Annotated in this window: 22 protein-coding genes and 6 pseudogenes; 17 read left to right on the plus strand and 11 right to left on the minus strand. The window is 59.1% G+C overall.

Annotation, left to right across the window (positions count from 1 at the left end):
- Positions 1 to 134 precede the first annotated feature (134 nt).
- Complete coding sequence (nolL, locus tag GWE18_RS40050; protein WP_275191034.1) at positions 135 to 1,247, plus strand: nodulation factor fucose acetyltransferase NolL; 1,113 nt, start codon at positions 135 to 137, stop codon at positions 1,245 to 1,247.
- Between the two features lie 104 nt (positions 1,248 to 1,351).
- On the opposite strand, the pseudogene GWE18_RS40055 reads toward nolL, so the two are convergent.
- The 4 genes and pseudogenes from GWE18_RS40055 to GWE18_RS40070 all read right to left on the minus strand — a co-directional run.
- A pseudogene (locus GWE18_RS40055) lies at positions 1,352 to 1,495 on the minus strand (transposase domain-containing protein); the annotation flags it as partial.
- A 113-nt stretch (positions 1,496 to 1,608) separates the two neighbouring features.
- A pseudogene (locus GWE18_RS40060) lies at positions 1,609 to 1,833 on the minus strand (tyrosine-type recombinase/integrase); the annotation flags it as partial.
- A 171-nt stretch (positions 1,834 to 2,004) separates the two neighbouring features.
- Positions 2,005 to 2,166, minus strand: a complete 162-nt coding sequence (locus tag GWE18_RS40065) for a hypothetical protein (RefSeq protein WP_275191035.1) — start codon at positions 2,164 to 2,166, stop codon at positions 2,005 to 2,007.
- Positions 2,167 to 2,173: 7 nt separating this feature from the next.
- A complete protein-coding gene (locus GWE18_RS40070) occupies positions 2,174 to 2,506 on the minus strand; it encodes a hypothetical protein (RefSeq protein ID WP_057846766.1) in 333 nt (110 codons plus the stop codon).
- Between the two features lie 325 nt (positions 2,507 to 2,831).
- Between GWE18_RS40070 and GWE18_RS40075 the strand changes: the two are divergent.
- Both GWE18_RS40075 and GWE18_RS40080 read left to right on the plus strand, forming a co-directional pair.
- Positions 2,832 to 3,127, plus strand: a pseudogene (locus GWE18_RS40075) (site-specific integrase); the annotation flags it as partial.
- A 1,562-nt stretch (positions 3,128 to 4,689) separates the two neighbouring features.
- A complete protein-coding gene (locus tag GWE18_RS40080; RefSeq protein WP_342804343.1) occupies positions 4,690 to 5,187 on the plus strand; it encodes a hypothetical protein in 498 nt (165 codons plus the stop codon).
- An 80-nt stretch (positions 5,188 to 5,267) separates the two neighbouring features.
- Here GWE18_RS40080 and GWE18_RS40085 read toward each other — a convergent pair whose 3' ends face one another.
- Positions 5,268 to 5,567 carry a hypothetical protein gene (locus tag GWE18_RS40085; protein ID WP_275191036.1) on the minus strand — a complete coding sequence of 100 codons (300 nt, stop codon included), beginning with the start codon at positions 5,565 to 5,567 and terminating at the stop codon, positions 5,268 to 5,270.
- A 482-nt stretch (positions 5,568 to 6,049) separates the two neighbouring features.
- Here GWE18_RS40085 and GWE18_RS40090 point away from each other — a divergent pair, with 482 nt between their 5' ends.
- On the plus strand, positions 6,050 to 6,568 hold the full coding sequence (locus tag GWE18_RS40090; RefSeq protein ID WP_275191037.1) for an Mpo1-like protein: 519 nt from the start codon (positions 6,050 to 6,052) through the stop codon (positions 6,566 to 6,568).
- A gap of 374 nt (positions 6,569 to 6,942) precedes the next feature.
- Here GWE18_RS40090 and GWE18_RS40095 read toward each other — a convergent pair.
- The 3 genes and pseudogenes from GWE18_RS40095 to GWE18_RS40105 form a co-directional block, all read right to left on the minus strand.
- Positions 6,943 to 7,145, minus strand: a pseudogene (locus GWE18_RS40095) (IS5/IS1182 family transposase); the annotation flags it as partial.
- 389 nt (positions 7,146 to 7,534) lie between these two features.
- Positions 7,535 to 7,948, minus strand: coding sequence for an ArsC/Spx/MgsR family protein (locus GWE18_RS40100; RefSeq protein ID WP_108522738.1), 414 nt, complete (start codon positions 7,946 to 7,948; stop codon positions 7,535 to 7,537).
- Between the two features lie 9 nt (positions 7,949 to 7,957).
- Positions 7,958 to 8,575 (minus strand): response regulator, encoded by a 618-nt coding sequence (locus GWE18_RS40105; RefSeq protein ID WP_249734886.1) that lies wholly within the window; start codon positions 8,573 to 8,575, stop codon positions 7,958 to 7,960.
- A 236-nt stretch (positions 8,576 to 8,811) separates the two neighbouring features.
- Between GWE18_RS40105 and nifH the strand changes: the two genes are divergently transcribed.
- From nifH to GWE18_RS40165, 12 genes and pseudogenes are all read left to right on the plus strand, one after another.
- The gene (gene nifH / locus GWE18_RS40110; protein WP_057853693.1) at positions 8,812 to 9,696 is read left to right on the plus strand and encodes a nitrogenase iron protein; all 885 of its coding nucleotides are present in this window, start codon (positions 8,812 to 8,814) and stop codon (positions 9,694 to 9,696) included.
- A 128-nt stretch (positions 9,697 to 9,824) separates the two neighbouring features.
- A complete protein-coding gene (locus GWE18_RS40115) occupies positions 9,825 to 10,541 on the plus strand; it encodes a nitrogen fixation protein NifQ (protein ID WP_108522739.1) in 717 nt (238 codons plus the stop codon).
- A gap of 22 nt (positions 10,542 to 10,563) precedes the next feature.
- Positions 10,564 to 11,058, plus strand: coding sequence for a Fur family transcriptional regulator Irr (gene irr, locus GWE18_RS40120; RefSeq protein WP_275191038.1), 495 nt, complete (start codon positions 10,564 to 10,566; stop codon positions 11,056 to 11,058).
- Positions 11,059 to 11,232: 174 nt separating this feature from the next.
- Positions 11,233 to 12,420 carry a homocitrate synthase gene (gene nifV / locus GWE18_RS40125; protein WP_275191039.1) on the plus strand — a complete coding sequence of 396 codons (1,188 nt, stop codon included), beginning with the start codon at positions 11,233 to 11,235 and terminating at the stop codon, positions 12,418 to 12,420.
- Positions 12,421 to 12,611: 191 nt separating this feature from the next.
- The gene (nifW, locus tag GWE18_RS40130) at positions 12,612 to 12,953 is read left to right on the plus strand and encodes a nitrogenase stabilizing/protective protein NifW (RefSeq protein WP_213253675.1); all 342 of its coding nucleotides are present in this window, start codon (positions 12,612 to 12,614) and stop codon (positions 12,951 to 12,953) included.
- Positions 12,954 to 13,099: 146 nt separating this feature from the next.
- Positions 13,100 to 13,390: a hypothetical protein gene (locus GWE18_RS40135; RefSeq protein ID WP_275191041.1), complete on the plus strand. Its 291-nt coding sequence runs from the start codon at positions 13,100 to 13,102 to the stop codon at positions 13,388 to 13,390.
- Positions 13,391 to 13,420: 30 nt separating this feature from the next.
- Positions 13,421 to 13,964, plus strand: a pseudogene (locus tag GWE18_RS40140) (hypothetical protein).
- A 15-nt stretch (positions 13,965 to 13,979) separates the two neighbouring features.
- Positions 13,980 to 15,089: an electron transfer flavoprotein subunit alpha/FixB family protein gene (locus tag GWE18_RS40145; protein WP_213253652.1), complete on the plus strand. Its 1,110-nt coding sequence runs from the start codon at positions 13,980 to 13,982 to the stop codon at positions 15,087 to 15,089.
- Between the two features lie 11 nt (positions 15,090 to 15,100).
- The gene (locus tag GWE18_RS40150; protein WP_057853688.1) at positions 15,101 to 16,408 is read left to right on the plus strand and encodes an FAD-dependent oxidoreductase; all 1,308 of its coding nucleotides are present in this window, start codon (positions 15,101 to 15,103) and stop codon (positions 16,406 to 16,408) included.
- A gap of 32 nt (positions 16,409 to 16,440) precedes the next feature.
- A complete protein-coding gene (locus GWE18_RS40155; RefSeq protein ID WP_028350609.1) occupies positions 16,441 to 16,737 on the plus strand; it encodes a ferredoxin family protein in 297 nt (98 codons plus the stop codon).
- A 558-nt stretch (positions 16,738 to 17,295) separates the two neighbouring features.
- Positions 17,296 to 17,427: a hypothetical protein gene (locus GWE18_RS40160; protein ID WP_274542306.1), complete on the plus strand. Its 132-nt coding sequence runs from the start codon at positions 17,296 to 17,298 to the stop codon at positions 17,425 to 17,427.
- 27 nt (positions 17,428 to 17,454) lie between these two features.
- Positions 17,455 to 18,213, plus strand: coding sequence for a glucose 1-dehydrogenase (locus GWE18_RS40165; protein WP_275191042.1), 759 nt, complete (start codon positions 17,455 to 17,457; stop codon positions 18,211 to 18,213).
- Between the two features lie 95 nt (positions 18,214 to 18,308).
- Here GWE18_RS40165 and GWE18_RS40170 read toward each other — a convergent pair whose 3' ends face one another.
- Together GWE18_RS40170 and GWE18_RS40175 are read right to left on the minus strand one after the other, a co-directional pair.
- Positions 18,309 to 19,127: a hypothetical protein gene (locus GWE18_RS40170; protein ID WP_275191043.1), complete on the minus strand. Its 819-nt coding sequence runs from the start codon at positions 19,125 to 19,127 to the stop codon at positions 18,309 to 18,311.
- A gap of 513 nt (positions 19,128 to 19,640) precedes the next feature.
- Positions 19,641 to 20,663, minus strand: a pseudogene (locus tag GWE18_RS40175) (IS110 family transposase); the annotation flags it as partial.
- Positions 20,664 to 20,858: 195 nt separating this feature from the next.
- On the opposite strand from GWE18_RS40175, the gene GWE18_RS40185 reads away from it, so the two are divergent.
- Complete coding sequence (locus GWE18_RS40185) at positions 20,859 to 22,157, plus strand: site-specific integrase (RefSeq protein WP_275191046.1); 1,299 nt, start codon at positions 20,859 to 20,861, stop codon at positions 22,155 to 22,157.
- A gap of 209 nt (positions 22,158 to 22,366) precedes the next feature.
- Here GWE18_RS40185 and GWE18_RS40190 read toward each other — a convergent pair whose 3' ends face one another.
- Positions 22,367 to 24,574 carry an AAA family ATPase gene (locus GWE18_RS40190; protein ID WP_275191047.1) on the minus strand — a complete coding sequence of 736 codons (2,208 nt, stop codon included), beginning with the start codon at positions 24,572 to 24,574 and terminating at the stop codon, positions 22,367 to 22,369.
- Between the last annotated feature and the right edge of the window lie 358 nt (positions 24,575 to 24,932).

The following is a 24,932-nucleotide window of genomic DNA, read 5'->3' on the forward strand; positions in this document are numbered from 1 at the left end:
ACCCCCGAATTAATGACCATGATGAGCCGCTGTTTTTCTGATGCAGCTTGCACTAGTACTTGGTCGCAGCGGGTGTTCCCAGTCAAGCGGGTGTCCGGCTCATCGGAACAAGGGATATCGAGAGGTTTGATACATTGCCAAAAATAACTGGATCGACTGTGCCCGGGGCGCGCACGCCGGAGGCAAACGATCGAGATCTAGGTTTAGATTTCGCGAAAGGAGTGCTCATCACTTTGGTGATCGTCGGTCACCTGATCCAATATGTCGTCTACCGAGATGAAGGCTTCTGGGAGTCGCCATGTTTCAAATGGATCTACATGTTCCACATGCCACTCTTTATGGCGATAAGCGGATATCTTTCTTGGCGAGCGCTCTTGCGAAAGTCATTCACTCAAGCCATCGGTGATCGTGCGATGCAGCTCTTGTTGCCCATGCTGTTTTGGTACGCTATCCTAGAGACAGCCAAGTTGGCCGCATTTAGCTCGTCTGCAAGCGAACCAGGCAGCGTTTTGCAGTGTCTAAACGATTCCGCGGGCACATACTGGTTCATCTGGGCTGCTTTTGTTTCTTTCCTTCTAGTCAAAATTCTTTCGATTTTCAATCGTCGGTCGCCCTGGATCCTATTCGTATCAGTCATACTAGTCGCACTTGCACCTGTGACATTTTCCATATCACCTCTCATAAGGTATACTTTCCCGTTTTTCTGCCTAGGAGTCTCTTTTGCTCAGTCGAGAGAATGGTGGACGAGCATAACGCGATCTCACAAGCCGCTCTTAATCACGTTTCTCTCCATAGCGGCTTTGGTGTGCTTTCTAGCCTGGCGCAAAGACACTTACATCTACAACAATCTCGCCCTAGTGCACGATATGCAGTCGGCAAAAAACGTACTTCTGATGCTTCTTGGCTCCGTAGCGGCCTCAGCGATCGTGATCGTGCTCGTCCTCCAATGCTGGAAAGTTGGCCGCTCAAATCGAGTCACCCGCTTTATTACCGTGGAACTGGGACAGAGCACGCTGCTGTTATACTTGATACAAGGTACGGTCTTTCGTCTCATGGATTCGATACAATACGGGGAACTTTGGGATCTCACGACTAGGTTGGCCGTCGCGGGAATTCTTGGGGGAGCGATTGTTGCCGTCGCGCTAATGGTACGCTGGATCGTGCGCGACATTCCCTATCTATCTCAGCTCGTTCTTGGAGCGCCACCACGCTCGGCTTGTCTAAAGTATCAGCCCGCAGATAATTAGCTGCAGTCGAGATCTGAATCCTGGAGAGCCCGGCTCCTGGTTGGTCTCCTCGCAGCTTCTGCCATTGGTTGTGGTGACGTGATGGACCTTGTTGACGTGTGTCGTCATGCCGCTGGAGCGGAGATCGCTGATGCTGGCGTCCAATTCCAGGGCAGGAGCTCGTCCAGCCGATGAGCCGGATGGGCGGCGATGCGGGCAAGGACATCGGCCAGCCAGGCTTGCGAATCAACGCCGTTAATTCTTGCCGTTTATGCCGCCCGCCGAACTATGCGGAACGGGTTTGGTATGGCACGCCGTTGTCACGCTGGCACCGTCGATCGCGTGCACGGCAGCCCCATTCCATTCGGCATAGTCTGGTCGTTCAGAGCGCTTCCAGAAAGGCGAGCAGGCGGTCGTTCGGCTGGAAGCGGGTTCGCTTGCCGCGCTCGTACGGCTTGAGCTTCGCCAGGGCAGCTTCCTTGAGGGCGAGGTGGGCGTGCAGGTACGTCTGCGTCGTCTCGACCGATTCATGACCGAGCCACGGCGCGATCACGGAACAGTCGACGCCGGCTTGCAGCGGTTCCATCGCAGCGCTGTGCCTCCTATGTCTTGGTCGATATAGCAGGCACTGGACTAAACCGCTCCGCGGTAGGCAGCGATGGCGGCGGCCTGAAGAAGGAAGCGGCACAGAGTGCGCGGCAGCGGCATTAACGATCCTTCGCTGTGCGTCGCGCCGTCCGACCCGTGGCCTCGCTGAACAGGTGGCGGAGGATGTTGATTATCGCAAAACGTCGCCGTTCTTCCGGGTGCGTTTCAAAATCGCCTCCACAAAAATCTCGACGGTCTCCTCACTGGCATGAACTTCGACGCGTACCGGCGCGTCTTCAAACTCCACTTCATATCGACGACCATTCTTTCCTCGGATAATCGCGTGCGCCATTTCTATGCTACCTCCGGCCCTGCTTCTTGAGCTTCTTCACTCGGTGCTTCTGATAATCCAGAACGGCCGCTGCAAGTGGCATCGAGCGCGGCACGCGCACATGTGTGAGGGAGACGACAAGCGCTCTGCCTGTTTCTTCCGAGCGAGACAAATGGCAGATGATACCGCCCTCGTCACCGGCGTATGACAAATCCCAGACGACGTGGTGCATCCGATCAGCATCGGCAACATTCTCGGCTTGCAGATATTCGATCAACGATGGTGCCAGTTCAACGTCAAATGGCGCAGCTACCTTGAGTGCGGCGAGCAGCCGGGTGGTCTTCTCCGGATTGTCGAGCATAGGTCGTCCATCTTTAACGGGCGAATCAGAGAGCCGACGATCAGCGATGATAGCGAATATGGCTCAACAGAGCCATATTCGCTATCCGTCGCACAACTCGCCTTCCTCCCATTGCTGGTTGACCCGATCCAATAGCGATGACCTCACGGGCATTACCCCGCTTCCTCGTTAATACAACGCAGTCCGCCCCTCTCCGGCGCATCACCGCTTCGCGGTAGGCGACTCGTGGCAAGCTTCGGTACCACCATCTGATCTTCCTGCATTCCCGACGAAGTTCGATTGCGAGATGCTGGAGGCGCTGCTTGCAGCGCTTAAGGAGCTTCCCATGACGGTTCTTCGACAACGGATGACTGAGGACATGCAGGTGCGGAATCTGTCGCCGCATACACAGGCATCGTATCTCCAACAGGTATCGCTGTTTGCACGTTACTTCCGTATGTCGCCGGATGCGCTGACCCCCGAGCACATCCGGACTTATCAAATCTACCTCACGAACGAGAAGAGGTTGGCCCCCAATATTCAATCCATACGGCTGTCGCGGCGCTTCGGTTCCTTTACAGGATTACGCTCAAGAAGGACTGGACCTTTGGAGAAGACATCCCGCTTCCAAAAAAGCCGCAGAGCCGCGCGGGTCGGTACCGCTCTCCCGCACGATGCAGAAGCCCCGGGCATACACCCCCGCAACGAAAGGACCGAAGTACGCGACAGCTCAAGTACGCGGGTGATGCCGCCCGCCGCTCCGCGGAAAGCGCCAAATGAGCTACAAGGCCGGCTTTGCCAACGGCGGCCGCGTGAAGGCATACCCCAAGATGTAGTATGGCGCCGGCAGCGGCGAGGGCCTTCTCGAGAAGACAAAGTACGGCGACAAGGCCAACCCGCGGAAATGATCCTGGTGCGGCATCTGGTGGCCGGTACCGGCGGCGAGCGGCGATTTTGGCGTTGCCCTTGCCGATCTCGACATAAACCTTCGTATCGTTCCGTCGCACCTTTGGATGCTCGACGATTACCTGCGTTCAATTGAGCTGCTGATGGCTTTCGTCCTAGGCTGCATCCTGCCCTCCTTGGGCGTTTCCTCCCTAGACTTCGGCCGCTTGTGGCAACGCAGGCGGCCTTTTCCTTGTCAGATGCCAGCTGACTCGCATGGCGCTTCTACAACTGGCTCGGAAACAAGTGGGCGGGCTGTAAATGAGCGTCACCATCGCCATCAAGCTGGCCGAACGTCTTCAGGCCAAGCTTGATGAGCTGGATAGGTGATCGATGCCATCACGTCGGATAATCTCAAAGATTGGGGCCGGTATCAGCGCAAGGTGGTGCCGCAAGGCGCCCGCCGACGCGCGCACGGTGCTCGCTGAGACGATGGAAGACATCCTGAAAGAGTAGGAGGAGAGGGAAGGGATGGTATGCGTTTCGACACGGGAACGGCGCTCGGAGTCGGAGGACCAGAAGACTGAGCTTATGAAGCTCATTGGCGATCTGTGCAGCATCGAGCTGCTGAACAACAAAGGTCTTGGTCGGCATCTACATCGAGCCGGAGAAGACCAAGGGCGGGCTCATCCTGTCGACCGGCGCGATCAAGGAATCAGTCTGGCAGGGCACCCTCGGCCTGGTGCTCAAGAAGCGCAAGACCGCCTTCACGATGAGCCGGAGACCGGCACCTATTTCCACGGCTAGGACGTCAACGTCGGCAATTGGGTTGTATTCCGGTCCGGCGATGCTCGCGCGTCCGGATCAATGGCGTGGATTGCCGCATGGTCGAGGACACGCTGCTCGACATGGTGGTCGACAACCGCGACGTGATCACACACCGACGATAGTGATACGGTTTGGCAGAGCCTTCGGGCGCACTGAACGAGAGCGGCCGTTTTTCAGCTTTGAGACCAATGTCCGCGACTTGACGCAACACACACCCAGTACGAAGCGACTGTAGAACCTCCAACTTTCAAAATCGGCACGCCGCTTGCTTCGTTCGGGGCACCATCACCGGTCGGAGGCGGGGCGGTGCTGTAAGGGCGGACTCGGCACTTCCTCCGTGGCGTCCCGGCCGCCCCGCCAATTTGCTGTGAGGCGACATGAAACAGCATGTTCGGGCGGCGGCAACTGCGGTCGCAGCCGCTCACGCTCCGCCGTGATGTCCTTAGCGTGTCCGAACACGAAGCCACCAACTTTTCCTCCGGGGTTCACCGATGATGTCCGTCGATCGCCTGGCCACCCGGCTCGCGACGCGCCTTGCATTTTTTGTCGCCGGCTTCGGCATTGCGGCCTGGGTGCCGCTGGTGCCGTTCGCGAAGGAGCGGCTGGCGGTCGATGATGGAGTTCTCGGTTTTCTGCTGCTCTGCTTGGGCGTCGGCTTGGTCGTCTCGATGATTTTGAGCGATTTGTTGTGCGCGCGCTACGGCAGCAAACCGATCATCCTGATCGGCGGCTTCGGAATTGCGCTCATCCTGCCGTGGCTCGCGGTTGCCAGTACGCCTCTGGAGCTCGGGGCCGCGCTGGTTGCCTTCGGCGCCTCGCTCGGCTCGATCGATGTCGCTGCGAATGTCAATGCGGTCGAACTGGAACGTGCAGCGAAGCGTCCGCTGATGTCCGGCTTTCACGCGCAATTCAGCATCGGCGAATTTGCCGGCTTCGACGCGATGTCCGCATTGGCTGGCTGCACGTTGGAGCTTTTTCATCAACCCTAATGTGCTAGGCCATCGTGTCGATCGCGACGGCGCTGACCTGGCCGCGACTGCCGCAAGCGCGCAGCAGGGATCGCTGTTCGTCATGCCGCATCGGCCCATTCCCGCAGGTAGGCGATAACGGAAGCCTGGTCACGACATTGCGGTCGTCGCTGCCCCCAGTTCTGGGCGCCCGCATATCGAGCTTTCATCTGGCTCGCGCTCCTGGTTTGAGACGGCGCCAGCTGAATCGCTTCGCGGCGCGCATCGCCGGATTCCGAGTTTGGCTCTAATCCGCCATAGAAGAGCGTGTCACAAATTCTGGGGTTCTCTCGATAACGACCGAGTAACTTTGGAGTCACGTACACGGCGCGCAGGTGCGAGCGCTTGCGAAGCGTCTCCATGGAATAATGACCCTCGGTTGATGCATGTCAATGCGACAGACCGCAGCGCACGAGTAGAAGCAAGAATCGTCGAACGATCAAGGATAGATTTGATGATCGATTTCGCTGTCCGTCGCGATTTGCCAACTGCGGCGCTGCTCGCGTGTGGCCGCGGACCACAATGCAAAACGCGGAGATTTCAATGACCGGCGGGATCAACTGCGGTCTCAACGATGAGGCTGAATGGTAACACCTGCGAGAAAAATGCGGTGCATCGCGCGGTCATTTCGGATACCTGTTTCATGATGCAGCCTTGTAGTCTGTTAGTCGCTGAATTAGGCGCAACGACTTCGATGCTGGCGGCGGCGTCGCGCGCTCGACGGGCAGCGAACATTCACGTGGCCGCGCTTTGAATGAGACCGTGACGTTTCCGACGGAGACTAGCAGATGCGCTTGATGAGCTTTGCCACGCCTGCCGATACAATAGGCGAACCGAGCGCCGCATGAGTTCATTTTTTCGGCGGCAGCTTGCCGACTATGTTGAGTATCATCGCGCCCCTTGGAATTGCGCCATGCATGTCTTCGGTATCGTGTTCCTGTTCCTGGCTGCCGTTCTTCCGCTCAGCCAATGGTCCATCGCCGCGTTCGGGATCCAAACCAGTGTGGCGGCCATCGCTACCATACCGGTGCTCATCTATTGGTTCCTGCTTGACTTCGCGCTTGAAGCCGCGATCCTTGGGGCTGCGATCGTATTGCTTTCAGCCGCCGCCATTTTCGTGGTTCAGGCAAATACTGTCCGAATGTGGTCGCTTACCGCTATCCTGATTGTGATTGGCAGTGCATCGCAGGTTTTTGGGCACCAGGTGTTCGAACGTCGCCGACCGGCACTGGTCGACAATCCGATCCATCTGTTGCTCGGACCGATGTTTGTAATGGCGAAATTGTTTATCGTGCTCGGATTTCGGCGCGATCTGGCCGTCATCATCGACGAGCGTCCGCAAGGCCCTTTGAGTTCGTCGTGAACCGATATGCGCGACGTTGCCGAAGGTCTCATCGCTGCCGTGGGGCGCGGACGGGCTGGACATCGCTCATGCTCGGTGGCGAAGCGATCCCGCTGAAACAGATTCTCGAACTCATGGCGGCGATCAGAGGCCGTCGCGCTCGGCGGCTTGAGGTGGCCGGCCGAGTTGCCGAGATTGGCGCTGCAGTGCTGGAATTTATCGCCGATCACGTGACGCGCCGATCTCAGTCCGATAAGGCCGAAGGCGTTCGTATCACATTGCGTGCGGAGGCTATCGAGCAGAAAGGCGCAGGCCGATGCGCGCATTTCTCCACCGCAGAATGCTGTGCTGTGCTAGTTGGGCACCTCGCAGGGGGGAATAGGACACCTATCAGACGCCTGCAACAGCATCGCCCGCAGCAGCTTCTCCGGCGGGATCAACGACCGCCCAATCGGCGAATAGAGCGACGCAAGCTCGCGCTATAGCGCCGACAGCGCCTCGCTCCCGATGGATGATCGCAGCGCGTGATCACGCCGCACCCGCGCCTCCAGGTCAACGTAGCTGAACAGCTCGCCAGTTGATTGTCGCCGCCGCGCACGCACGATCTCCGTATCTCATCGGAGGCAATGAATCCCGCTCGCCGGTAGGCGGCGAGCGCCTTTTTCAAAGCCTGCTAGACTGGTACCTCAACACAGAAGTCTTGACTGGTCGGTTTGGCATTTCCAAGAGGGATAGCTGCTCAGGAGCGACCAGCATTTCGTTGCTGCGCGGCGAGCCGGGCTGCCGCGTCATGAGACCCGCTCGTTTCAGGGGCAAGACCATCTGGTGGACCGAAAGTGGGACCCCGAAGTGCCGTTGAATTCCAAATGTACGCGCGTGTAGAGCCCCGACAGCCTTCAGCGAGCTTTGCTCCTCGCGCCCGTCAAGAATGGGGAGCGGAGGAAACTTCGCTCCTTTCCCTCTCGGTGGAACTACGCGCTCTGCAGCTCACCCGCTCGAGCAGTGTCCCCCGGTTTCCTCGCGCGAGCATCGCTCGACATCATCTTGCATGCTCCGCCCAACCAGCGACAGCACGGGCCCATGATCGAATCCGGCGCATCTTGCGCCATCGGCGTTGATCAGCGGGCGCCTTATCAGGAGCGGATCACTCAGCATCAGCGCGAGTGCGCTCGCCGCGTCGCTTGTTTCGGGATTAATTTCGCCTGACTTAATACGCCGCGCGGCGCGGTTGAACCAGGATGCGACCGGCGTATTGCCGAAGAAGCGGCGCAGTTCCTCCGCACGCCACGGCTCCTTCAAGATATCCTTGGCAATCACGTGGTGGCCCGCGGCCTTCAGCGCCTGCATCTGGCGCGCGTTGGTGGCGCAGCCGGGTTTGTGATAGAAAATGATCGTCGTCATGGCGCGGGCCTATTTGAGCACACTGAGCTGCACGACCGGCGTGACGCCGCCGCGTTCGAGAATGGTATCGGCCTTCTTGCGAATGGTTTCCAAGGTCAGCGGCTTGACCAGAACGCCGTGTGCGCCGGCCTTGACGGCTTCGACCGCGTCGGCCTCGTCGGATTTGTCGCGATGATCAGGATCTGAGCGTCGGGAAAATGGGCCGCCAATTCGCCGATCACGCCGGCCCCTCTTGCTTAAATAAGAGGCTCCGAGCAACACCACATGCGGTTTTAACCAATCGATGCCCCTGGCAAAGGCCTCTTCTGGCGTTGCAAGCTCATGCGTCTCGATCTCATCATGCAGCATGAATTGCAATGCCGCGCGGGTGATCTCGTTATCGTCGACCACGAACACCCGTCGCAGGTCCACTGCTTTCGACGTTTCGACACCAATCTGCACTGTTGCTCTCCTGAAAATCCGCTCCGACAAAGCGGCTTGCAAGAGCGTTAGCAATTTCTGTTCCGTGCATGAATGCATTGAAATGGCTCGCGCTAAGCCGGCGTTTTCCCGTTTTGATGCTAGCGATCCTTGTCCGGCTTCTGACAGCGGCACGAATCCTGTCACGTTCAAAACACCTGGTTTCATCCACCGGCTCCCGAATTTTTCAAAGTGTAATCAGAAACTTAGAGAGCGTGGCCAGGGTTGGCACGGCGGTTGCTATCAGGATGCAGCAACACTGACTGAGGGCTGAGTGCACGCAGACGCGCAAGACGAGCGCTGCTCTCCTTCCCTTGAACCCGTGTGCCTCGTTTCTGAGCGAGAAACAAGCTCGCGCGCGAGGCAGCGCGCAATCTTTGGCAAATTGGTTGATGGAGAGCAACATGGCTTCACTGAGACAAATCGCGTTCTACGGCAAGGGCGGTATCGGCAAGTCGACCACCTCGCAGAACACGTTGGCGGCGCTGGCCGAGATGGGCCACAAGATCCTGATCGTGGGCTGCGATCCCAAGGCGGACTCGACCCGCCTGATTCTGCACGCCAAGGCGCAGGACACGATTTTGAGCTTGGCGGCGAATGCCGGCAGCGTCGAGGACCTGGAACTCGAGGACGTGATGAAGATCGGCTATCAGGACATCCGCTGCGTCGAGTCGGGTGGTCCGGAGCCGGGCGTCGGCTGCGCCGGCCGCGGCGTCATCACCTCGATCAACTTCCTGGAAGAGAACGGCGCCTATGAGAACATCGACTACGTCTCCTACGATGTGCTCGGCGACGTCGTCTGCGGCGGTTTTGCGATGCCGATCCGCGAGAATAAGGCGCAGGAGATCTACATCGTTATGTCTGGCGAGATGATGGCAATGTATGCCGCCAACAACATTTCCAAGGGCATTCTGAAATATGCCAACTCTGGCGGCGTGCGGCTCGGCGGCCTGATCTGTAACGAGCGGCAGACCGACAAGGAACTGGAACTGGCGGAGGCGATGGCCAAGAAGCTCGGCACCCAGCTGATCTATTTCGTGCCGCGCGACAACGTCGTGCAGCATGCGGAGCTGCGCCGCATGACCGTGCTGGAGTATGCGCCGAAATCCCAGCAGGCCGATCACTATCGCAATCTCGCGACCAAGATCCACAACAATGGCGGCAAGGGCATCATCCCGACCCCGATCTCCATGGATGAGCTCGAGGACATGCTGATGGAGCACGGCATCATGGAGGCGGTTGACGAGACCATCATCGGCAAGACCGCAGCCGAACTCGCAGCCGGGTAAAGGACACACCGACGGAAGCCGGCCTTCCCAATGCTCAATAAGAAGGTCGGCGTTCCGGCGAAAGATGTCGTGACCAGCATCACGATGCAGCCGAGCATACTTGATCACTGTGGAAAGATCGGCAACCCATGTTCGAAGCGCAATTGTTTCCGCTTATGGCTGCCAGAGCGACTGAAGCGAACGGTGAGCGGCATAGGGGAATTGCGACCTACCGCCTGCTCACTGGGGCGGACCCCGTAGATGCCGACATAACCAGTGACAGCAATTTCGATCGCCACGTGCTGGCGTCTATTCTAGCGGCCGCCACGATGGATGGTGGTCTGGTTTCCGAGAAGGTCGGTCTGTCCAGCCATGAGCTGGCCGCGTTGCTGGAGCAGTACTTCCCGTCGATCCGGATAGACGCGGAGGAGTTGCTCTTGCGTTTCAAGCGCAATGAGAGCGACGAGGCGGCAATGTTGCGTGATCTCCTGCTCGCACAACGCTCGACCGAAGGGGACATCGGCAACTGGCTAGCTGGGATGATCGCGCGTCGCGCAATCGAGCCAAATCACTTGTGGGAAGATCTCGGATTGCGCGGTCGTGGCGAACTATCCCGGCTGCTAGGCCGCCATTTCGCGCCGCTGGCCGCGCGCAATACCAATAATATGCGCTGGAAGCGCTTCTTCTATCGCACGCTGTGCGAGGACGACGGCCTTGTCATGTGCACGACGCCGGTGTGCACGCAATGCAACGACTTCAACCTCTGCTTCGGCGATGAAAGCGGCGAGAGCCGCATGGCCGAGCGCCGGCGCGAGGTTCTGCTGCAGGCGGCTGTCCCGGTTGCGGCCGGCACCTGGCCAATGTGAGCGACTTCGGATGGATCGTCCGTTGGCCAGACTTCCGGACGCCGGGGATCGCGCGGACTTCGACGAGGTGCAGGTGGAACCGGCCTCCGCTCCTCTCAGCGGGCAATGTCCCGACGCCGGCTGGAAGGAGGTGTTGCTCAACGCCGGGCTGCGACCGACGCGCCGGCGCCTGATCTTAAGCGAGCTGTTGTTTGCCAGAGGCGCCCGGCATGTCACCGCAGAGATGCTATTTGCCGAGGCGCGCGAGACCGGGTTTCCGATCTCATCGTCTACCGTCTACAACACTTTGAACCAGTTCACGGAAGCCGGCCTGTTGCGCCGGATCTGTCTTGATGGGTCGCGATCGTTGTACGACACCAACACCTCGCCGCATCCGCATTATTATCTGCCCGGCGAGGATATCCTGCTCGATATTCCCGATGCGGATCTCCTGCTTGTGAATGTGCCCGAGCCGCTGCCAGACCACGAAGTCTCCTGCGTCGATCTGATCATCCATCTGAGCCGCAAGCGGAGTTGATGCCATCCCATCGCCCCGTGACGTAAGCAGACGCGTCGACTTCGCCACTGTCGCGTTTGCGACAATCCGGCTGGTGCCGAAAAATGTGCGCTTGTCCAACGGCTTGTGGCGGGTGCCGGCGTGGCATGCGCATTGCTCAAGCCTTGCTTTGCCAAAGCCAACAAGGAGCCTCCCATGATCGCCGCCGCCTCTGCCAAACAGTCATGGTCCGAGACGGCATGGGGAAGTCCGATCGTGCTCAACGACACGACGCTGCGCGACGGCGAACAAGCGCCTGGCGTTGCCTTCACCACCGACGAAAAGGTGGCGATCGCGCAGCCGCTGGCGCGGGCCGGCGTCACCGAGATCGAAGCGGGGACGCCCGCGATGGGCAGTGAGGAGATCGCCGCCAGCCGCGCCATCGTTGATGCCGGTCTCCCGCTCACCACCATCGGCTGGTGCCGGATGCGTGAAGCCGATGTCGATGCGGCAATCGAGGCCAAGGTGCCGATGGTCAATGTCTCGATTCCGGCTTCTGGCGTGCAGATTGCCGCCAAGCTTGGCGATAACCGCGAACTAGCGCTGGAGCAGGTGAGGCGGGTGGTCAGTTATGCGCGCGAGCGTAGGCTTGAGGTTGCCGTCGGCGGCGAGGACTCCTCCCGCGCTGACGTCGATTTTCTCATCAAGCTGATCGCCACCGCAAAAGCCGCCGGCACACGGCGCTTTCGTATTGCCGATACGCTCAGTGTGCTCGATCCGGACTCCACCTATGCGCTGACGGCTCGTTTGCGCGCGACCACCGGTCTCGAGCCCGAATTTCACGGCCATGACGATCTCGGGCTTGCGACCGCCAATACGCTCGCCGCCATCAAGGGTGGCGCGAGCCACGCCTCGGTGACCGTCATCGGGCTCGGCGAGCGGGCCGGCAATGCGCCGCTGGAAGAAGTCGCGGTCGCGCTCAAACAGCTCTACGGGCGTGACACCGGCATCGTGCTGCCGGAACTCGAGAATGTCGCCGCGTTGGTGGCAGCCGCGGCTGCACGCACGGTTCCTCTGAACAAGGCGATCGTCGGTGAGCATGTATTCACCCACGAATCCGGCATTCATGTCGATGGCCTAATGAAGGATCAACGCACGTATCAGTCGCTCGACCCCAATTTGCTCGGTCGATCCAACCGTATTGTGATCGGCAAGCATTCCGGGCTGTCGTCGATCACCACCCTACTTGACGAATTGCAGCTCGCCGCCAACGCCGAGGACGCAAGACAGATTCTGTCGCGGGTGCGGAAACATGCCATCGAGCACAAGCGGCCGGTAGCGTGCGAGACGGTGGTGGCGATCTGGCGCGACGTCTGCGAGCGCTCGTTGACCAATGGTGCGTGAGGCGGCCATGGTCGGCATCATTACCGCCGAAACCGCCGGCGTGCCGCGCAAGCCCTCGCTGATCCGCGAAGACATAGGCCATGGAGGCGATATGCAGCGCCGCCTACGCGAAGCAGCGTCGCAAGGAGATGACCAGCCGGAGCCGGGTCCCGACCACAGGCCGGTCGACCTAACCCAAAGGAGATTTTTCGATGAGCAACACACAGGCGGCAGTCGGCATCCTGGATCGGCTCAACAAGGCCTGCTCGGCCGAAGATTTTTTTGCGCTGCTTGGCGTCGATTACGACCCCAAGATCGTCAATGTCGCGCGCCTGCACATCTTAAAGCGCATGGGACAATATCTCGCCAAGGAAGTATTCGAAGGTGGCGCGGAGGCCGAGGTCACGGCGCGGTGCAAGGCGGTGCTGGAGCAGGCTTATGCCGACTTCGTGGCGTCCTCGCCGATCGACCAGCGGGTGTTCAAGGTCTTGAAGGATGCGGTCGCGGAGCCCAAGAAACCGGCGGCCTTCGTGCCGTTGAGCTCGCTGAAATAGCCTCATACATCAGTTCAGATCTGCCTCAAGCCATGTCGGCGCGGCGCGTTGTGCCATCTTCCTCTTCATGCAGATCAACTCTGTACAGCAATGCGCGAAGCGGCGCTGTCGCATTCGCGACGTATGTCGGAATTGTACTGTCGGCGATGTTAACGGCCAGTCTTTATTTTCTCAAGTCATTGAATGGACGTCTAATTTTTGATGGCCCCAACTGGTACGGCACTTGCTGTTCTCTGGCCAAGTCCGTCATTGGTGCCGACTACACAGAATTGTTGTCCTCCGAGATGAGATATGGAGCAAGACCAATCATGTTGCCGTTACTGCTCGCCGCTCGCGCCGGCATCATCTTATGGGTCACGCTCGCGTTAATGCCGTTCGAAGTTGTCTTTGACGCCATTGAGGCTGGGATTGACCGTGAGATGGCCGCCAATGGATAACTCGCGTTCCACGCTACTTCTGGAGAAGGCATGCACAGTATCGTTTGCACCAAGCAGGTTCCCGATTCCGCGCAGATTCGCGGTCTATCCCGTGACCAACGCCATCGTGCGTCAGGGGGGCGAGCATCATCAGCCGATACGCCTTGTTCGCGCTCGAGGCCGCGCTCCAATCGCGTGACAAGTTCGGCGGCGAGATCGCCGCGCTCACCACGGTGGACGCGGAGCGCCGCGCCGAACGCGGCGTGCAGATGTTGCGCACAAAGCTGCCCTGCCTGGTCAGCCATGGCGGAAGCAACCAGCCAGATTTGCAGCGCCGTGATGACCGCCGCCCTGCGCGCGGCGCTAGGGCCGGTTGTAAAATGGAGCGCGCAGGAGGCCGGCGTCGAGGAGTCTCGAAATGCGTCGTGCCCGGCTCGCCGACCATCGTCAAGCGCGCCTTTGCGCCGTCGCCACGCGCCGAGAGGGCCGGGCTGGTGGAAGCCGCCAAGCAGCCGACGGAGGTGCTGATGAAAGCCATCTTGAAGGGCAACCCAAGCTAGAGACCGATCTTGTGGCGCAGGCGCGCAGGTTCTGAGGGGAATTCAACGCTATGAGCAACATCACCAAAGCTCCTACGCCGGCCGCGGGCGGCCGCGCAGGAATCAAAAAAGAATTGCCCGAGCACTTTAAGGCCTACAAGCACATCTGGGTCTTCGTCGAGCAGGAGCGCGGCCAGGTGCATCCCGTCTCCTGGGAACTCATGGGTGCGGGCCGCAAGCTTGCCGACAAGCTGAAGGTTGATCTCGCCGCGGTCGTCATCGGCCCGGAGGCCGAGACCACGCGCAACGCCGCGCTCGAATCGTTCTGCTACGGCGCAGACCTAACCTATCTCGTGACCGAGAATGTGCTTTCGGAGTATCGTAACGAGTCCTACACCAAGGCGCTGACCGATCTCGTCAACACCTACAAGCCAGAGATCCTGCTGTTGGGCGCCACCACGCTCGGTCGCGATCTTGCAGGCTCGGTAGCTACTACGCTACTGACGGGTCTCACCGCCGACTGCACGGAGCTCGACGTCGACGCGGATGGTTCGCTTGCGGCCACGCGTCCGACCTTTGGCGGATCGCTGCTTTGCACGATCTACACCTTGAATTACCGGCCGCAGATGGCAACCGTCCGCCCGCGCGTGATGCCGATGCCAGAGCGTGTCGCGCGCGATGCCGCCCGCATTATCATGCATCCGCTCCGCCTGCTCGAAGAAGACATCGTCACCAAGGTGCTGTCCTTTGTGCCGGACCGTGATTCGGCCAAATCCAATCTCGCCTATGCCGACGTTGTCGTCGCCGGCGGGCTGGGGTTGGGCTCGCCTGAGAGTTTCCAGCTGGTACGGCAGCTCGCCGCCGTGCTCGGCGCCGAATATGGCTGTTCGCGTCCGCTGGTACAAAAGGGCTGGGTCACCTCGGACCGGCAGATCGGCCAGACGGGCAAGACCATCCGGCCAAAGCTCTATATCGCCGCAGGCATTTCCGGCGCGATCCAGCATCGGGTCGGCGTGGAGGGCGCCGATCTAATCGTCGCCATCAATACCGATAAGAACGCGCCAATCTTTGACTTTGCCCATATCGGCGTCGTCAATGACGCTATGCACCTGTTACCAGCGCTGACGGCCGCATTTCGTGCACGGCTTTCACCGCATTCGCGCGACCGGATCGCGAGCTAGAGGAGGTTGTTGTGATCGAGGAGAAGTTCGATGCAATCGTGGTCGGCGCCGGCATGTCGGGCAACGCGGCGGCTCTGGCCATGGCTCAACGCGGCATGAAGGTGCTGCAGCTCGAGCGCGGTGAATATGCCGGATCGAAGAATGTTCAGGGCGCAATCCTCTATGCCGACATGCTCGAAAAGCTGATCCCGGACTTCCGCGATGACGCGCCGCTCGAACGTCATCTCGTCGAGCAACGGTTCTGGATAATGGACGATCGCTCCCATCTCGGCGTGCACTACCGCTCCGAAGACTTCAACGAGGAGCGGCCGAACCGGTACACGATCATCCGCGCGCAGTTCGACAAATGGTTCTCCTCGAAAGTGCGCGAGGCCGGCGCGACCGTGCTGTGCGAGACCACCGTCACTGAGCTCGCGCGGGACGCCCATGGGAAAGTCATCGGTGTTCGTACGGATCGCCGCGACGGCGAAATCCACGCAGATGTCGTGGTGCTGGCCGAAGGCGTGAATGGCCTTCTCGGTACGCGTGCGCGCCTGCGCGAGCGGCCCAAGCCCGACAAGGTGGCACTCGCAGTTAAGGAAATGCACTTTTTGCCGCGTGAGACCATCGAGGCCCACTTCAATCTCAAGGGCGACGAAGGCGTCGTTGTCGAAGCGGCCGGCACCATTTCCAGTGGCATGACCGGAATGGGCTTCATCTATGCCAATAAGGAGTGCATCTCGATCGGCATCGGCTGTATCGTCGCCGACTTTCAGCGCACCGGAGAGACGCCATATGGGCTGCTCGACCGCTTCAAGCGTCACCCGTCCGTGGCGCCCCTGATCGAGGGCTCGGAGGTCAAGGAATACTCCGCGCACCTCATTCCTGAAGGCGGCTACAAGGCGATCCCGCAGCTCTATGGCGATGGCTGGGTAGTGGTGGGCGATGCGGCGCAGCTCAACAACGCCATTCATCGCGAAGGCTCTAACCTCGCGATGACTTCGGGCCGCATCGCGGCGGAAGCGATCGTCCAGGTGAAATCGCGCAGCCATCCCATGACCGCGGCAAATCTGTCAGTCTACAAGAAGATGCTGGACGACTCCTTCGTGATTAAGGATCTCAAGAAGCACAAGGATATGCCGATGCTGATGCATACCAACTCGCAAAACTTCTTTCTCACCTATCCGCAGCTCGTCTCCAGGGCGATGCAGAATTATGTACGCGTCGACGGTACGCCGAAGGCTGAGAAAGAGAAGGTGACATTGAAATCCTTTGTCAATGCGCGGTCCTGGAGCGGTCTATTTGGCGATGCATTCCGCCTCGCCCGTGCCTGGCGCTAACCAGACATAATCGAAGCCAAGGAAGCTGAAATATGAATGTTGAGACATCAGTGCGCGTCGAGGACAAGCTGTTCTACAACCGCTATCTCGTCGACGTCGGTCGTCCCCACATCAAAGTGCGCGCACACACGAAGCCATCCCCGCAGCTGCTTGCACTTTTAAAGGTCTGCCCGGCGCGCTGCTATGAGCTCAACGACAAGGGGCAGGTCGAGGTCACCGTCGACGGCTGCATCGAGTGCGGCACCTGCCGGGTCATCGGCGAGCCCACCGGCGACATCGAATGGAGCTATCCGCGCGGCGGATACGGTGTGTTGTTCAAGTTCGGATGAGAGCTGCACGGCAGGCGTAGTGTGATCGCCCTTTTGTTGAGACGATCTCACGGCAGATCCATGTCTCCGCGCCCTGCTTGTGCGGAGAGACCGTATCGATTGCGGTAGCTGGTGACGTGCCCGGCGCACGGAACGGTCGCGGGAGCTTTGCCTTGCAATCAGATGTCCTAGCTTTTCTGCGCGCCATCATTGGCGCGCTGATTAGAAAGACCTGGATCTTCCCGCCGCTGCACGCGGGAGAACCTCATGTGCGTTGCTCTCGCCTCGTCAAAGCCTGATCCAACGCAGCAGGCGGCGCCGCGAACGCCGGTTTAGTGGGAACCGGCGCCGGTAGGCGGCAGCAGCCTATCTCATCAAGAAGGGCGGGACTATCGGGCGAGAATGTCGTCCTTCGAGAAGACGGAGCAGTTCGGTGACAGCAGCCATGCCCATGGCGAAGGATGGCTAGGTCATGCGCGGCGGGGCGCATGTTCGAGGAGAATTCCACTTGCACCTACGAACTGCTGACCTCCATTTCGCTAGAGCAGGCATCCGGCCAAGTCGGCGTAGGAAGAACTGATGGAGGACCATGAAGAGTTCTTCTGGAATAAGGCGCGCCAGCTTTCGGGCGGCGAGATCGTCAAGGTGTCCAGTTTTGGTCTACGCGAGAAAGATGGGCTCGAGCTGATCGCCCCGCTGCACCGCCACTGATCAACGGAGCGAAGCAAGGAACATGTCATGGGACGTGTGAACGAAAAGGTCATTCTGGTAACCGGCGGAGCTCGTGGGATGGGTGCAGCTCATGCGCGCCTGCTTGTCGCTGAAGGCGCCAAGGTCGTAATCACTGATATTCTTCATACAGAAGGAGAGGCTCTCGCGGCTGAACTGGGCACTTCCGCCGTCTATGTGCGTCAGGACGTCACCCGGCCGGAGGAGTGGGCTAGGGCGGTCGCGACCGCCGAGAGCAGCTTCGGCGCGCTGCATGGGCTGGTTAACAATGCTGGAATCGCCAGCATGGCCCCGATCGAGCAGTTCCCGCTCGATCAGTGGAACAAGGTTATTGCCGTCAATTTAACCGGTGCGTTCCTTGGAATGCAGGCGGCCCTGCCGGCAATCCGGCGCGGGGGCGGAGGTTCGATTGTCAACATCTCGTCCGTCGAGGGCCTGCGGGGCACTGCCGGGCTTCATGCCTATGTTGCTTCCAATTTCGGCGTGCGGGGCATAACCAAGTCTGCTGCGCTGGAGGCCGCGGCCTCGGGCGTCCGCGTCAACTCGATCCATCCCGGCTTCATCACCACGCCGATGACCGAGAGCTTCGATCCCTCCATTTTCCCCATTCCGCTGGGACGGGCAGGCCGGCCGCAGGAAGTGTCGCAGGCAGTCTTGTTCCTGCTCAGCGACGAGTCCAGTTATCTTACCGGTTCCGAGATCGTCATCGATGGCGGTCTGACGACCGGCGTCCCACACAAATGGCTGGCGCCCGAGTATTTCTTTTGATGAGCACCAACGGATCGTCCACGCCAGTACAACACGACGGCGCGGTTCGTCGTGTCAGCTCTCGGGATCTTCGGAGGTGGTGTCTCAGTTTGAAATTAGACCACCCAAGTGCGGTGCCTCTTCTCGGCTTCGACCGAAAAGGCAAGTTTTGTCGGCTCGCAGTCTGCGACTTTGCCGTGAACGAATCTCAGGCAGAAATTGAGCTTGTCCAAAAGCTCTTCGGCGGCCGCCACAACGTCCGACATGCCGGATAGTGATCGGTGGTGATAAACCGCATTCCGCGCCTCCCGCACCTTCTCAAATTTGGCGGTGAAGTCGGCTGCACTTAGCGGATGGAATTTTGGGGAGAATACCGCCCAGTGTTCCTCAACAAGCTGCCGTATGTGGGCCAAATGACAATCGTGCATAAACTCGTAGCCGTTCGCCATTGCATCAATCGGCCCATTGGGGAACTGCTTGCCCTCAATGTCCAAGATGACCGTGCCGATTCTAAAGGCCGCATGGCGGGCTAGTGGAACGCCGCCGATCTGGGCAATATTCTTGGCTCTCCCGCCCCTCTTTAGCTCCTCGTAAATGGCGCGCCACCACCGTGGATGCTTGTAGTGCTGCTCTAAGGTCACTGCGACGGTTGAGCGCAAAGCGTTCTCGAAAGAGTGAAAGACCGGGAACAGCTGGGCGTGTTCAGCCACTTTGCGGTTATATACGAAGAAGATCGCCGGTCGCCAATCATTCGGGAGGTATTTTAGTATTTCACCCTTGGTTCCCTCCTTGACTTCGATCAGGGAGGCCTCAAGTAGGTAGGGACTTACAAGGGTCAAATCAGACTGAAAATCCTCAACCTGGCTGGGCGTTGGGGAGAACGGCAAATAGTCGGCAAAGAACTTCGTTAAAAATTCGTAAGAGATATCTGGCATTTAGACTGCGACCGACTATTTTTTTAAGGAACTTGACAGGGGAGCACGAGTTAGCGATAAACCTGACCACTCCGGGAGTGATGGCGCGTTGCGACATTTGCCGTTGGGCCGCTACCTGAGTCTAAACATCTTTGAAAGAGGCTCCCGCATAGGGGGCCTCTTTCGCCGTTTAAGCCCTCATAACTTGATGAGATGAACAAGCGATTTCTTCAAGACCGAGACGACGATTGCGGAAACCGCTGTAAGTCCATTCTTTTGTTCGGTCGCGCTGCGGGTCATTCTTCCGTCCCGGCCACCGATCACTCAGCCGCCGCGCGCAGGGGCGGTCAAGGCTGGCCGCGTTTGCGGCCACCGCAAGGCTTGGCCTTGACCGGCCCGAGCACGGCGGCATGCTGGCGTGGAACGGGATTGCATTCCTGGCTGGCACTTGCCGTCAGCGGCGATTATGGTTGTCGGGCGCGGGCGACCTCGTGGCGAAGCGTGACGCATCGGCTGCAAGCGTCACCGGACTGCCTATTTTGTCCTGTCGAGCTGAGGCGCCCGCGCGCCGGATTTTGGCCGCCGCGGTTTCCATTGTGACACGAACCGTTCGTAGCTTTGCTCTGCCTGGGCGGCAATCAACATCTCGCGGTCGCGCAGCGACTTGATGTTGTAGGCATAGGCTGGTCCACGCCGGTTGCCTTTCTGTTGCGGATGTCCGGCTTGAAGTTGCATCGCGCGGGTCTTGTTGGCGACCAGCGCTGGGCGCGCCCACAGGTAATCTTCGCCCCTCGTCAACAAATGCCAGCAGAGCACAGTGAGCTTGCGAGCCACGGCCACCGCGGCGATCTGATGGCCGCGCCGGGCGCGGATGCGCACGAAAAACGCATGCAGTGGACCGGGCGCCTTGGCCGCGGCCCAGGCCGCCTCGACCAGCATGGCGCGCGCGTGAGAACGGCCGATCTTGCTGATGCGACCGTGATGGGCGACTCCCAGTCCGGACTGCCGCACCCGCGGGTTCAGCCCGAAATAGCTCACCAGCTTCTGCGGGCTGCTGAACCGGCTGATGTCGCCGACCGCCGCCACGATCCCGGCGGCGACCGCCAGATTCACGCCGGTGATCGTCATCAATCTGTTGACCGCGGGATCGTCGCTGGCGTCCTGTGCGATCTCGCGGTCGAGCAGGGCCAAGTCTTCGGCCAGCCGGTCAAGCTCACGAACGTGCCGGTCGATCGCTACGCGCTCATCGTCCGGCAACTGTTGAGTGGACAGCCACGCCCGGCCGCGGGCGTTGAAAAGATCGGCGTGCGGGCACTTTGGGATCAGGTGCGCATGCAGGATCGAATGCTCTTCATTCTTGAGCCGCGTGCGATGCCGCACGACCTGGTAGCGCCGCGCCACCAGCCTGCGCTAGCGTTCGGTCGCCGCATCAGGCGTCCAGATCTGCGGCAGGTAGCCCGCTGCCTGCAGGCTGGCGAGTGTACCGGCGTCGATCTTGTCAGTCTTGACGTGCGCCTGAGCGATCGCCTTCACCTGCAACGGATTGGCGATAACCATCCCACTCAGCCCATTTCGATCACGTTCAATCACAACTAATACCATTGATTCAACTTCTCTTTTTCTCTTGTCGTAGTTTGGCGCGCCATGGCGTATTGAGGTCGGTTTTAAGGGGATTAGCGACCCTTGAGACCCCAATCGCCGACCCCTGCTAGCCGTCTAACGACCCCACCTGAGAACCGACGGGAGAGCCGAGTGCCAAGTCCTACTGATGGAGAAATCCGCCGCGCACTAAAGCAGGTGGAGCAGACCGGCAAAGAGCTCAGCCTCGTCGATGGAGAGGGGCGCGGAACGGGACGATTGGTCCTGGTGATGAAGCCAATGCCTACTCGCATCACAGCAGACTGGATGGCACAGCAGTGGCGAGACGGGAAGCGCCTCAAAAAAAAGCTAGGCTCCTATCCATCAATGTCTCTCAGCAAAGCCCGCGAAGTTTTCACTCGCGACTTCGCTGACATAATCCAGAAGGGCCGCAGCATCAAACTCGCTGGCGACACCCGCCCCGGCACCGTGGCCGATCTCTTTGAAGCGTACGTTGCCCACTTGAAGGCCTTAGGAAAATCGTCATGGAAGGAAGCCGAGAAGAGCCTCAATAAGGTTGCTGACACGCTTGGCCGCAATCGGCAGGCTCGTGACATCGAGCCAGAAGAAATCACGGATCTCATTCGGCCAATCTATGACCGAGGCAAACGTTCAATGGCGGACCACGTCCGCAGCTACATTCGGTCTGCATATAGCTGGGGAATGAAAGCCGAGCACGATTACCGGAGCACATCCCAACGGCGATTCCGTCTTGTTTACAATCCGGCCGCCGGTATACCCACTGAGCCCAAGAAAGTCGGAACGCGTTGGTTGGATGAAGAAGAGTTCGTGCATCTCTATCGCTGGCTCGAGTGCCCAGACGCGCCGGTCCATCCGCCCTATACCCGCGCCGTGCGCATTCTCATGCTCACAGGACAGCGGGTCGAAGAGATCGCGCGTCTTCATGTTGATCAATGGGATGCCAAGGAGCGAATTATCGACTGGTCAAAGACAAAAAATGGCAAGCCGCACGCCATTCCCGTCCCTGCCGTCGCGGCTGAACTGATCGAATCGATCAAGCCAAATGCTCACGGCTGGTTCTTTCCATCCGCAACTGACCCTACCAAGCCGGTTAGCCATGGGACTCTTTACTCATTCATGTGGCGCCAGCGCGAACGCGAGGTCATTCCGGTTGTCACTAACCGCGATCTGCGTAGAACTTGGAAGACACTGGCCGGACAAGCCGGGCTGTCAAAAGAGATCCGTGACCGAATACAAAATCACACTCTTCAGGATGTCAGTTCGAAAAGCTACGACCGCTGGAACTATATGCCAGAGAAGCGGGCAGCGATGAAGAAGTGGAACGGCTTCGCTCAGGTCTTGCTCAACAAGAAGCGAGCCAAGTCGCGAAGACAAGTGCACGCGCACAACGTCCAAGACGCCGTTGACAACACTACGCAGCAAGCTGCCTAATTGTTGGAGAGTTTGGAAGAAAAAGCAGCTGTTCCTCTGGAGAGTTTGGAAGAACAATCTGACTATAAGGGACCAGGTCCGGATGCCGTAAGCGGCGACGCTCCCGACGAAGGGGAATAGGGAGCGGTCATGGCGGACAAGGGATCAAATTTTCAACTATGCGATTTTCAGGTTCACCCTGTCCGAACGTATGATGCGATTAATTTGACCTAAGCGATTGCGTTCTGCTTCGTGCGCAGAGCGGCGGCCCAATCAGCAAGCGTCTTTATGTCCGCCATGATCTCGTCGGGAGGCGGAACCGAGGCGTCCCTGCCGCGTGAGGGATCATGGGCCTCGACGAGATCGCTGCATTTTTTGAAATTGTTCCGGTAGACGTCGACGTCGGCGGCTTCAACTGCGGTTACCCGTCTAAGGTTCTTGGCGTCGATATAATCGCGATGGCGTAAGATCACTCCGGCGAAAAGAACATCTTCGAGCCCTCGCTCCCAGGAGGCACGCAAGCGATTATAAATTCCAATCGCAGCGTCCCGGTACTGCTCTTCGTCATTCGCGTCGTAGAGTGCCCGCGCAGCGCGCCCGTCCTTTTCCAGTTTATCGATACGATCCTTCAGCGAAGCATGTTGCCATGGGAGACCGTCCGTCACTATGCCCGTGCCTGATGGCCCGCGTGAGAGGCTGACGAGCTTTGCCCGAGCGCCGTGCCTCGCGGCCTTGTCGTGCAAGTCGTTTACGAACACCATGTCGTGAGTAAACACGATGATTTGTCGCTGTTTGCATTCTTTCACTAGCCGTTCGGCCACCTTGTCCCGCCAACGATGATCGAGCGATGTGACCGGGTCATCGAATACCAGAGCCGATTTATGAGAGGCCGTGGCAAGCTCTGCCAGGAACGCTGCGAGGGCTACACAGGTTTGTTCGCCCTCGCTGAGAACGCTATGGACCTTGGCTTTCGGATTTGCGAACAGGCGCACTTGATAGTTAGGTGAGCCGTATTGGCCGCCCGACCGGACTATCTCTACTCGTACTTTTTCTGCCGCAAGGCTGACGATTTCGGATTGGAACTGATCACGCATCTTCGGCGTAATCACGTTGTCCGCGATGTCATTCCCTAGCTTCGTGATAGCATTTGTTGCCATGTCGTCGGTACACCGACGTACGATACGAAGTGTGCCAAGGCGCGCGACCTCCGTCCGGACATTGTCCATAAGTGCCGACACGGCGTCTCGGTCAGCGAGCCCATCTCGCTCTTTGATCAATTTGGCTCGGCCTACTTCCTGGGCCGCGTCATCGAGTTGAGACGCATAGTCCTGGGCAGCCGTTTCGATAGCTTGCAATTGCTCCTTCGGGGAGCTGGCGAACGAAGTGAGAGTCAGTTGCATTTCCGTCGAGAGACTCCCGAGGCACTGGCGTCGGCGCAAATCGGCGCTAGCTATAAAGCGCAATACGGCCCGCGCGACACCTGGCGTCTGAACGGCGAGGCGGCGGCGCATCGACCCAATGACGCGAATGTCGAGCTTTGATTTTTTGAAAGAAGCTAACGCCGAATTGAATGCAGTTTCAGAAGCGTTGGCTTGAGCTTCCGCGTCAGCTTTGATGAACGACTCAAAATCTTGAAGGCGGGCTTTGGCCTCGGCTGTCAGCGGTTGATGGCAAAGCACGCAGATTTCGTGTTCGCTATGCGGGAAAGCTTTTCCCGGATAGGCGGCATGCTCCGCATAACGGCGCGCGGCCTCCCAAAGCGCCCGCCATGTAGTGCCGCCGACGCCGGCAACGGAAAGTCCTCCGAACGCTTTATCTGCTGCTGCAGTCGCTGCCGCTCGTGTCTCACGTGCAATGTCGGCCAGCGACTTAAGTTTCTGCAGTGCTTCATCCGAGTATGCGACGGCGTATCCGTCGAGGGCAAGAATGAGTCTACGTACGTCGTCGGCGACAAGCCTTTGGGCGGCGGCAGCTTCCACTGGATTCTTTTGCAAATCCTCACGCAGTCTTGCCAGCCGCAAGCGCTCTTCCGCCGTCATTTCGCCCGAGGTTTCGAGCGTAGCCAGGTCCGTATTGTACGCGAGCGCCGATAGAATTTTACCGACATCGGTCGTCAGATTCCAAGTTGGCGTCGCGAACACCGGGTGGCGTGCTGCACTAAGCTGGGCTTCCTCGGCGACGAGAAGCTGTTTCAGTTTCTGGCAGACACCGGCGAGATCGTCCGAAATATCCAGACCGAATGGCCGAAAGGCAACTTCGTTCTTTTCCTGCACATGGACCGAGCCACAGTCTCGGTCAAACACGCTGATCGCAGACAGCACGTTGTGCGGGCCTGCAGTATCCGACCAAGCAACGGGATCGGCTGCGATGCCGTCCTTGAGAATGCTAAAGCTGGCAGTGGCTTTTCCCGTCGGGGCCGGTTGATACGCATCAGGCATGATTTCGCCCGCTTTTCGCGCGCGGCAGGCACGTTTTAATACGCGTCCGTAACCGGATTTGCCTGCACCATTAGGACCGTAAACTATCGTTAGGCCAGCTGTTTCAAATGGGAGAGTTTGCCCAGGCGCAAGTTGATTCACGCCGGCAATGTCGGAAAGGCTGCTGATTGTAACGGACGCGCCGTTTGCGGGATTGGCCGGTAGATGCGCGACTTCCAGCGCTACAGGCTCTAGTCTTACTGAGTCAGAGTGTCGCGGTCTTTGTCGACAGGAATCATATATTTGAGAAGACTCACTTTTCAGCATGGGGAGGCTGAGATGGGTCTCACAAGATCGGGAGACGTAGCGTCGCGGTTTT

This window comes from Bradyrhizobium sp. CSA112 (genome assembly GCF_029051645.1).
Taxonomy (GTDB): Bacteria; Pseudomonadota; Alphaproteobacteria; order Rhizobiales; family Xanthobacteraceae; genus Bradyrhizobium.

Coding starts and splice junctions, on each gene's coding strand:
- GWE18_RS40190 (WP_275191047.1), bottom strand. CDS start 24,574: ATGCCTGATGCGTATCAACCGGCCCCGACGGGAAAAGCCACTGCCAGC.
- GWE18_RS40090 (WP_275191037.1), top strand. CDS start 6,050: ATGAGTTCATTTTTTCGGCGGCAGCTTGCCGACTATGTTGAGTATCAT.
- GWE18_RS40070 (WP_057846766.1), bottom strand. CDS start 2,506: ATGCTCGACAATCCGGAGAAGACCACCCGGCTGCTCGCCGCACTCAAG.
- GWE18_RS40115 (WP_108522739.1), top strand. CDS start 9,825: ATGTTCGAAGCGCAATTGTTTCCGCTTATGGCTGCCAGAGCGACTGAA.
- GWE18_RS40165 (WP_275191042.1), top strand. CDS start 17,455: ATGGGACGTGTGAACGAAAAGGTCATTCTGGTAACCGGCGGAGCTCGT.
- GWE18_RS40170 (WP_275191043.1), bottom strand. CDS start 19,127: ATGCCAGATATCTCTTACGAATTTTTAACGAAGTTCTTTGCCGACTAT.
- GWE18_RS40105 (WP_249734886.1), bottom strand. CDS start 8,575: ATGAAACCAGGTGTTTTGAACGTGACAGGATTCGTGCCGCTGTCAGAA.
- nifH (WP_057853693.1), top strand. CDS start 8,812: ATGGCTTCACTGAGACAAATCGCGTTCTACGGCAAGGGCGGTATCGGC.
- GWE18_RS40160 (WP_274542306.1), top strand. CDS start 17,296: ATGGAGGACCATGAAGAGTTCTTCTGGAATAAGGCGCGCCAGCTTTCG.
- nifV (WP_275191039.1), top strand. CDS start 11,233: ATGATCGCCGCCGCCTCTGCCAAACAGTCATGGTCCGAGACGGCATGG.
- GWE18_RS40145 (WP_213253652.1), top strand. CDS start 13,980: ATGAGCAACATCACCAAAGCTCCTACGCCGGCCGCGGGCGGCCGCGCA.
- GWE18_RS40100 (WP_108522738.1), bottom strand. CDS start 7,948: ATGACGACGATCATTTTCTATCACAAACCCGGCTGCGCCACCAACGCG.
- GWE18_RS40080 (WP_342804343.1), top strand. CDS start 4,690: ATGATGTCCGTCGATCGCCTGGCCACCCGGCTCGCGACGCGCCTTGCA.
- GWE18_RS40135 (WP_275191041.1), top strand. CDS start 13,100: ATGTTAACGGCCAGTCTTTATTTTCTCAAGTCATTGAATGGACGTCTA.
- GWE18_RS40065 (WP_275191035.1), bottom strand. CDS start 2,166: ATGGCGCACGCGATTATCCGAGGAAAGAATGGTCGTCGATATGAAGTG.
- GWE18_RS40085 (WP_275191036.1), bottom strand. CDS start 5,567: ATGGAGACGCTTCGCAAGCGCTCGCACCTGCGCGCCGTGTACGTGACT.
- nifW (WP_213253675.1), top strand. CDS start 12,612: ATGAGCAACACACAGGCGGCAGTCGGCATCCTGGATCGGCTCAACAAG.
- GWE18_RS40155 (WP_028350609.1), top strand. CDS start 16,441: ATGAATGTTGAGACATCAGTGCGCGTCGAGGACAAGCTGTTCTACAAC.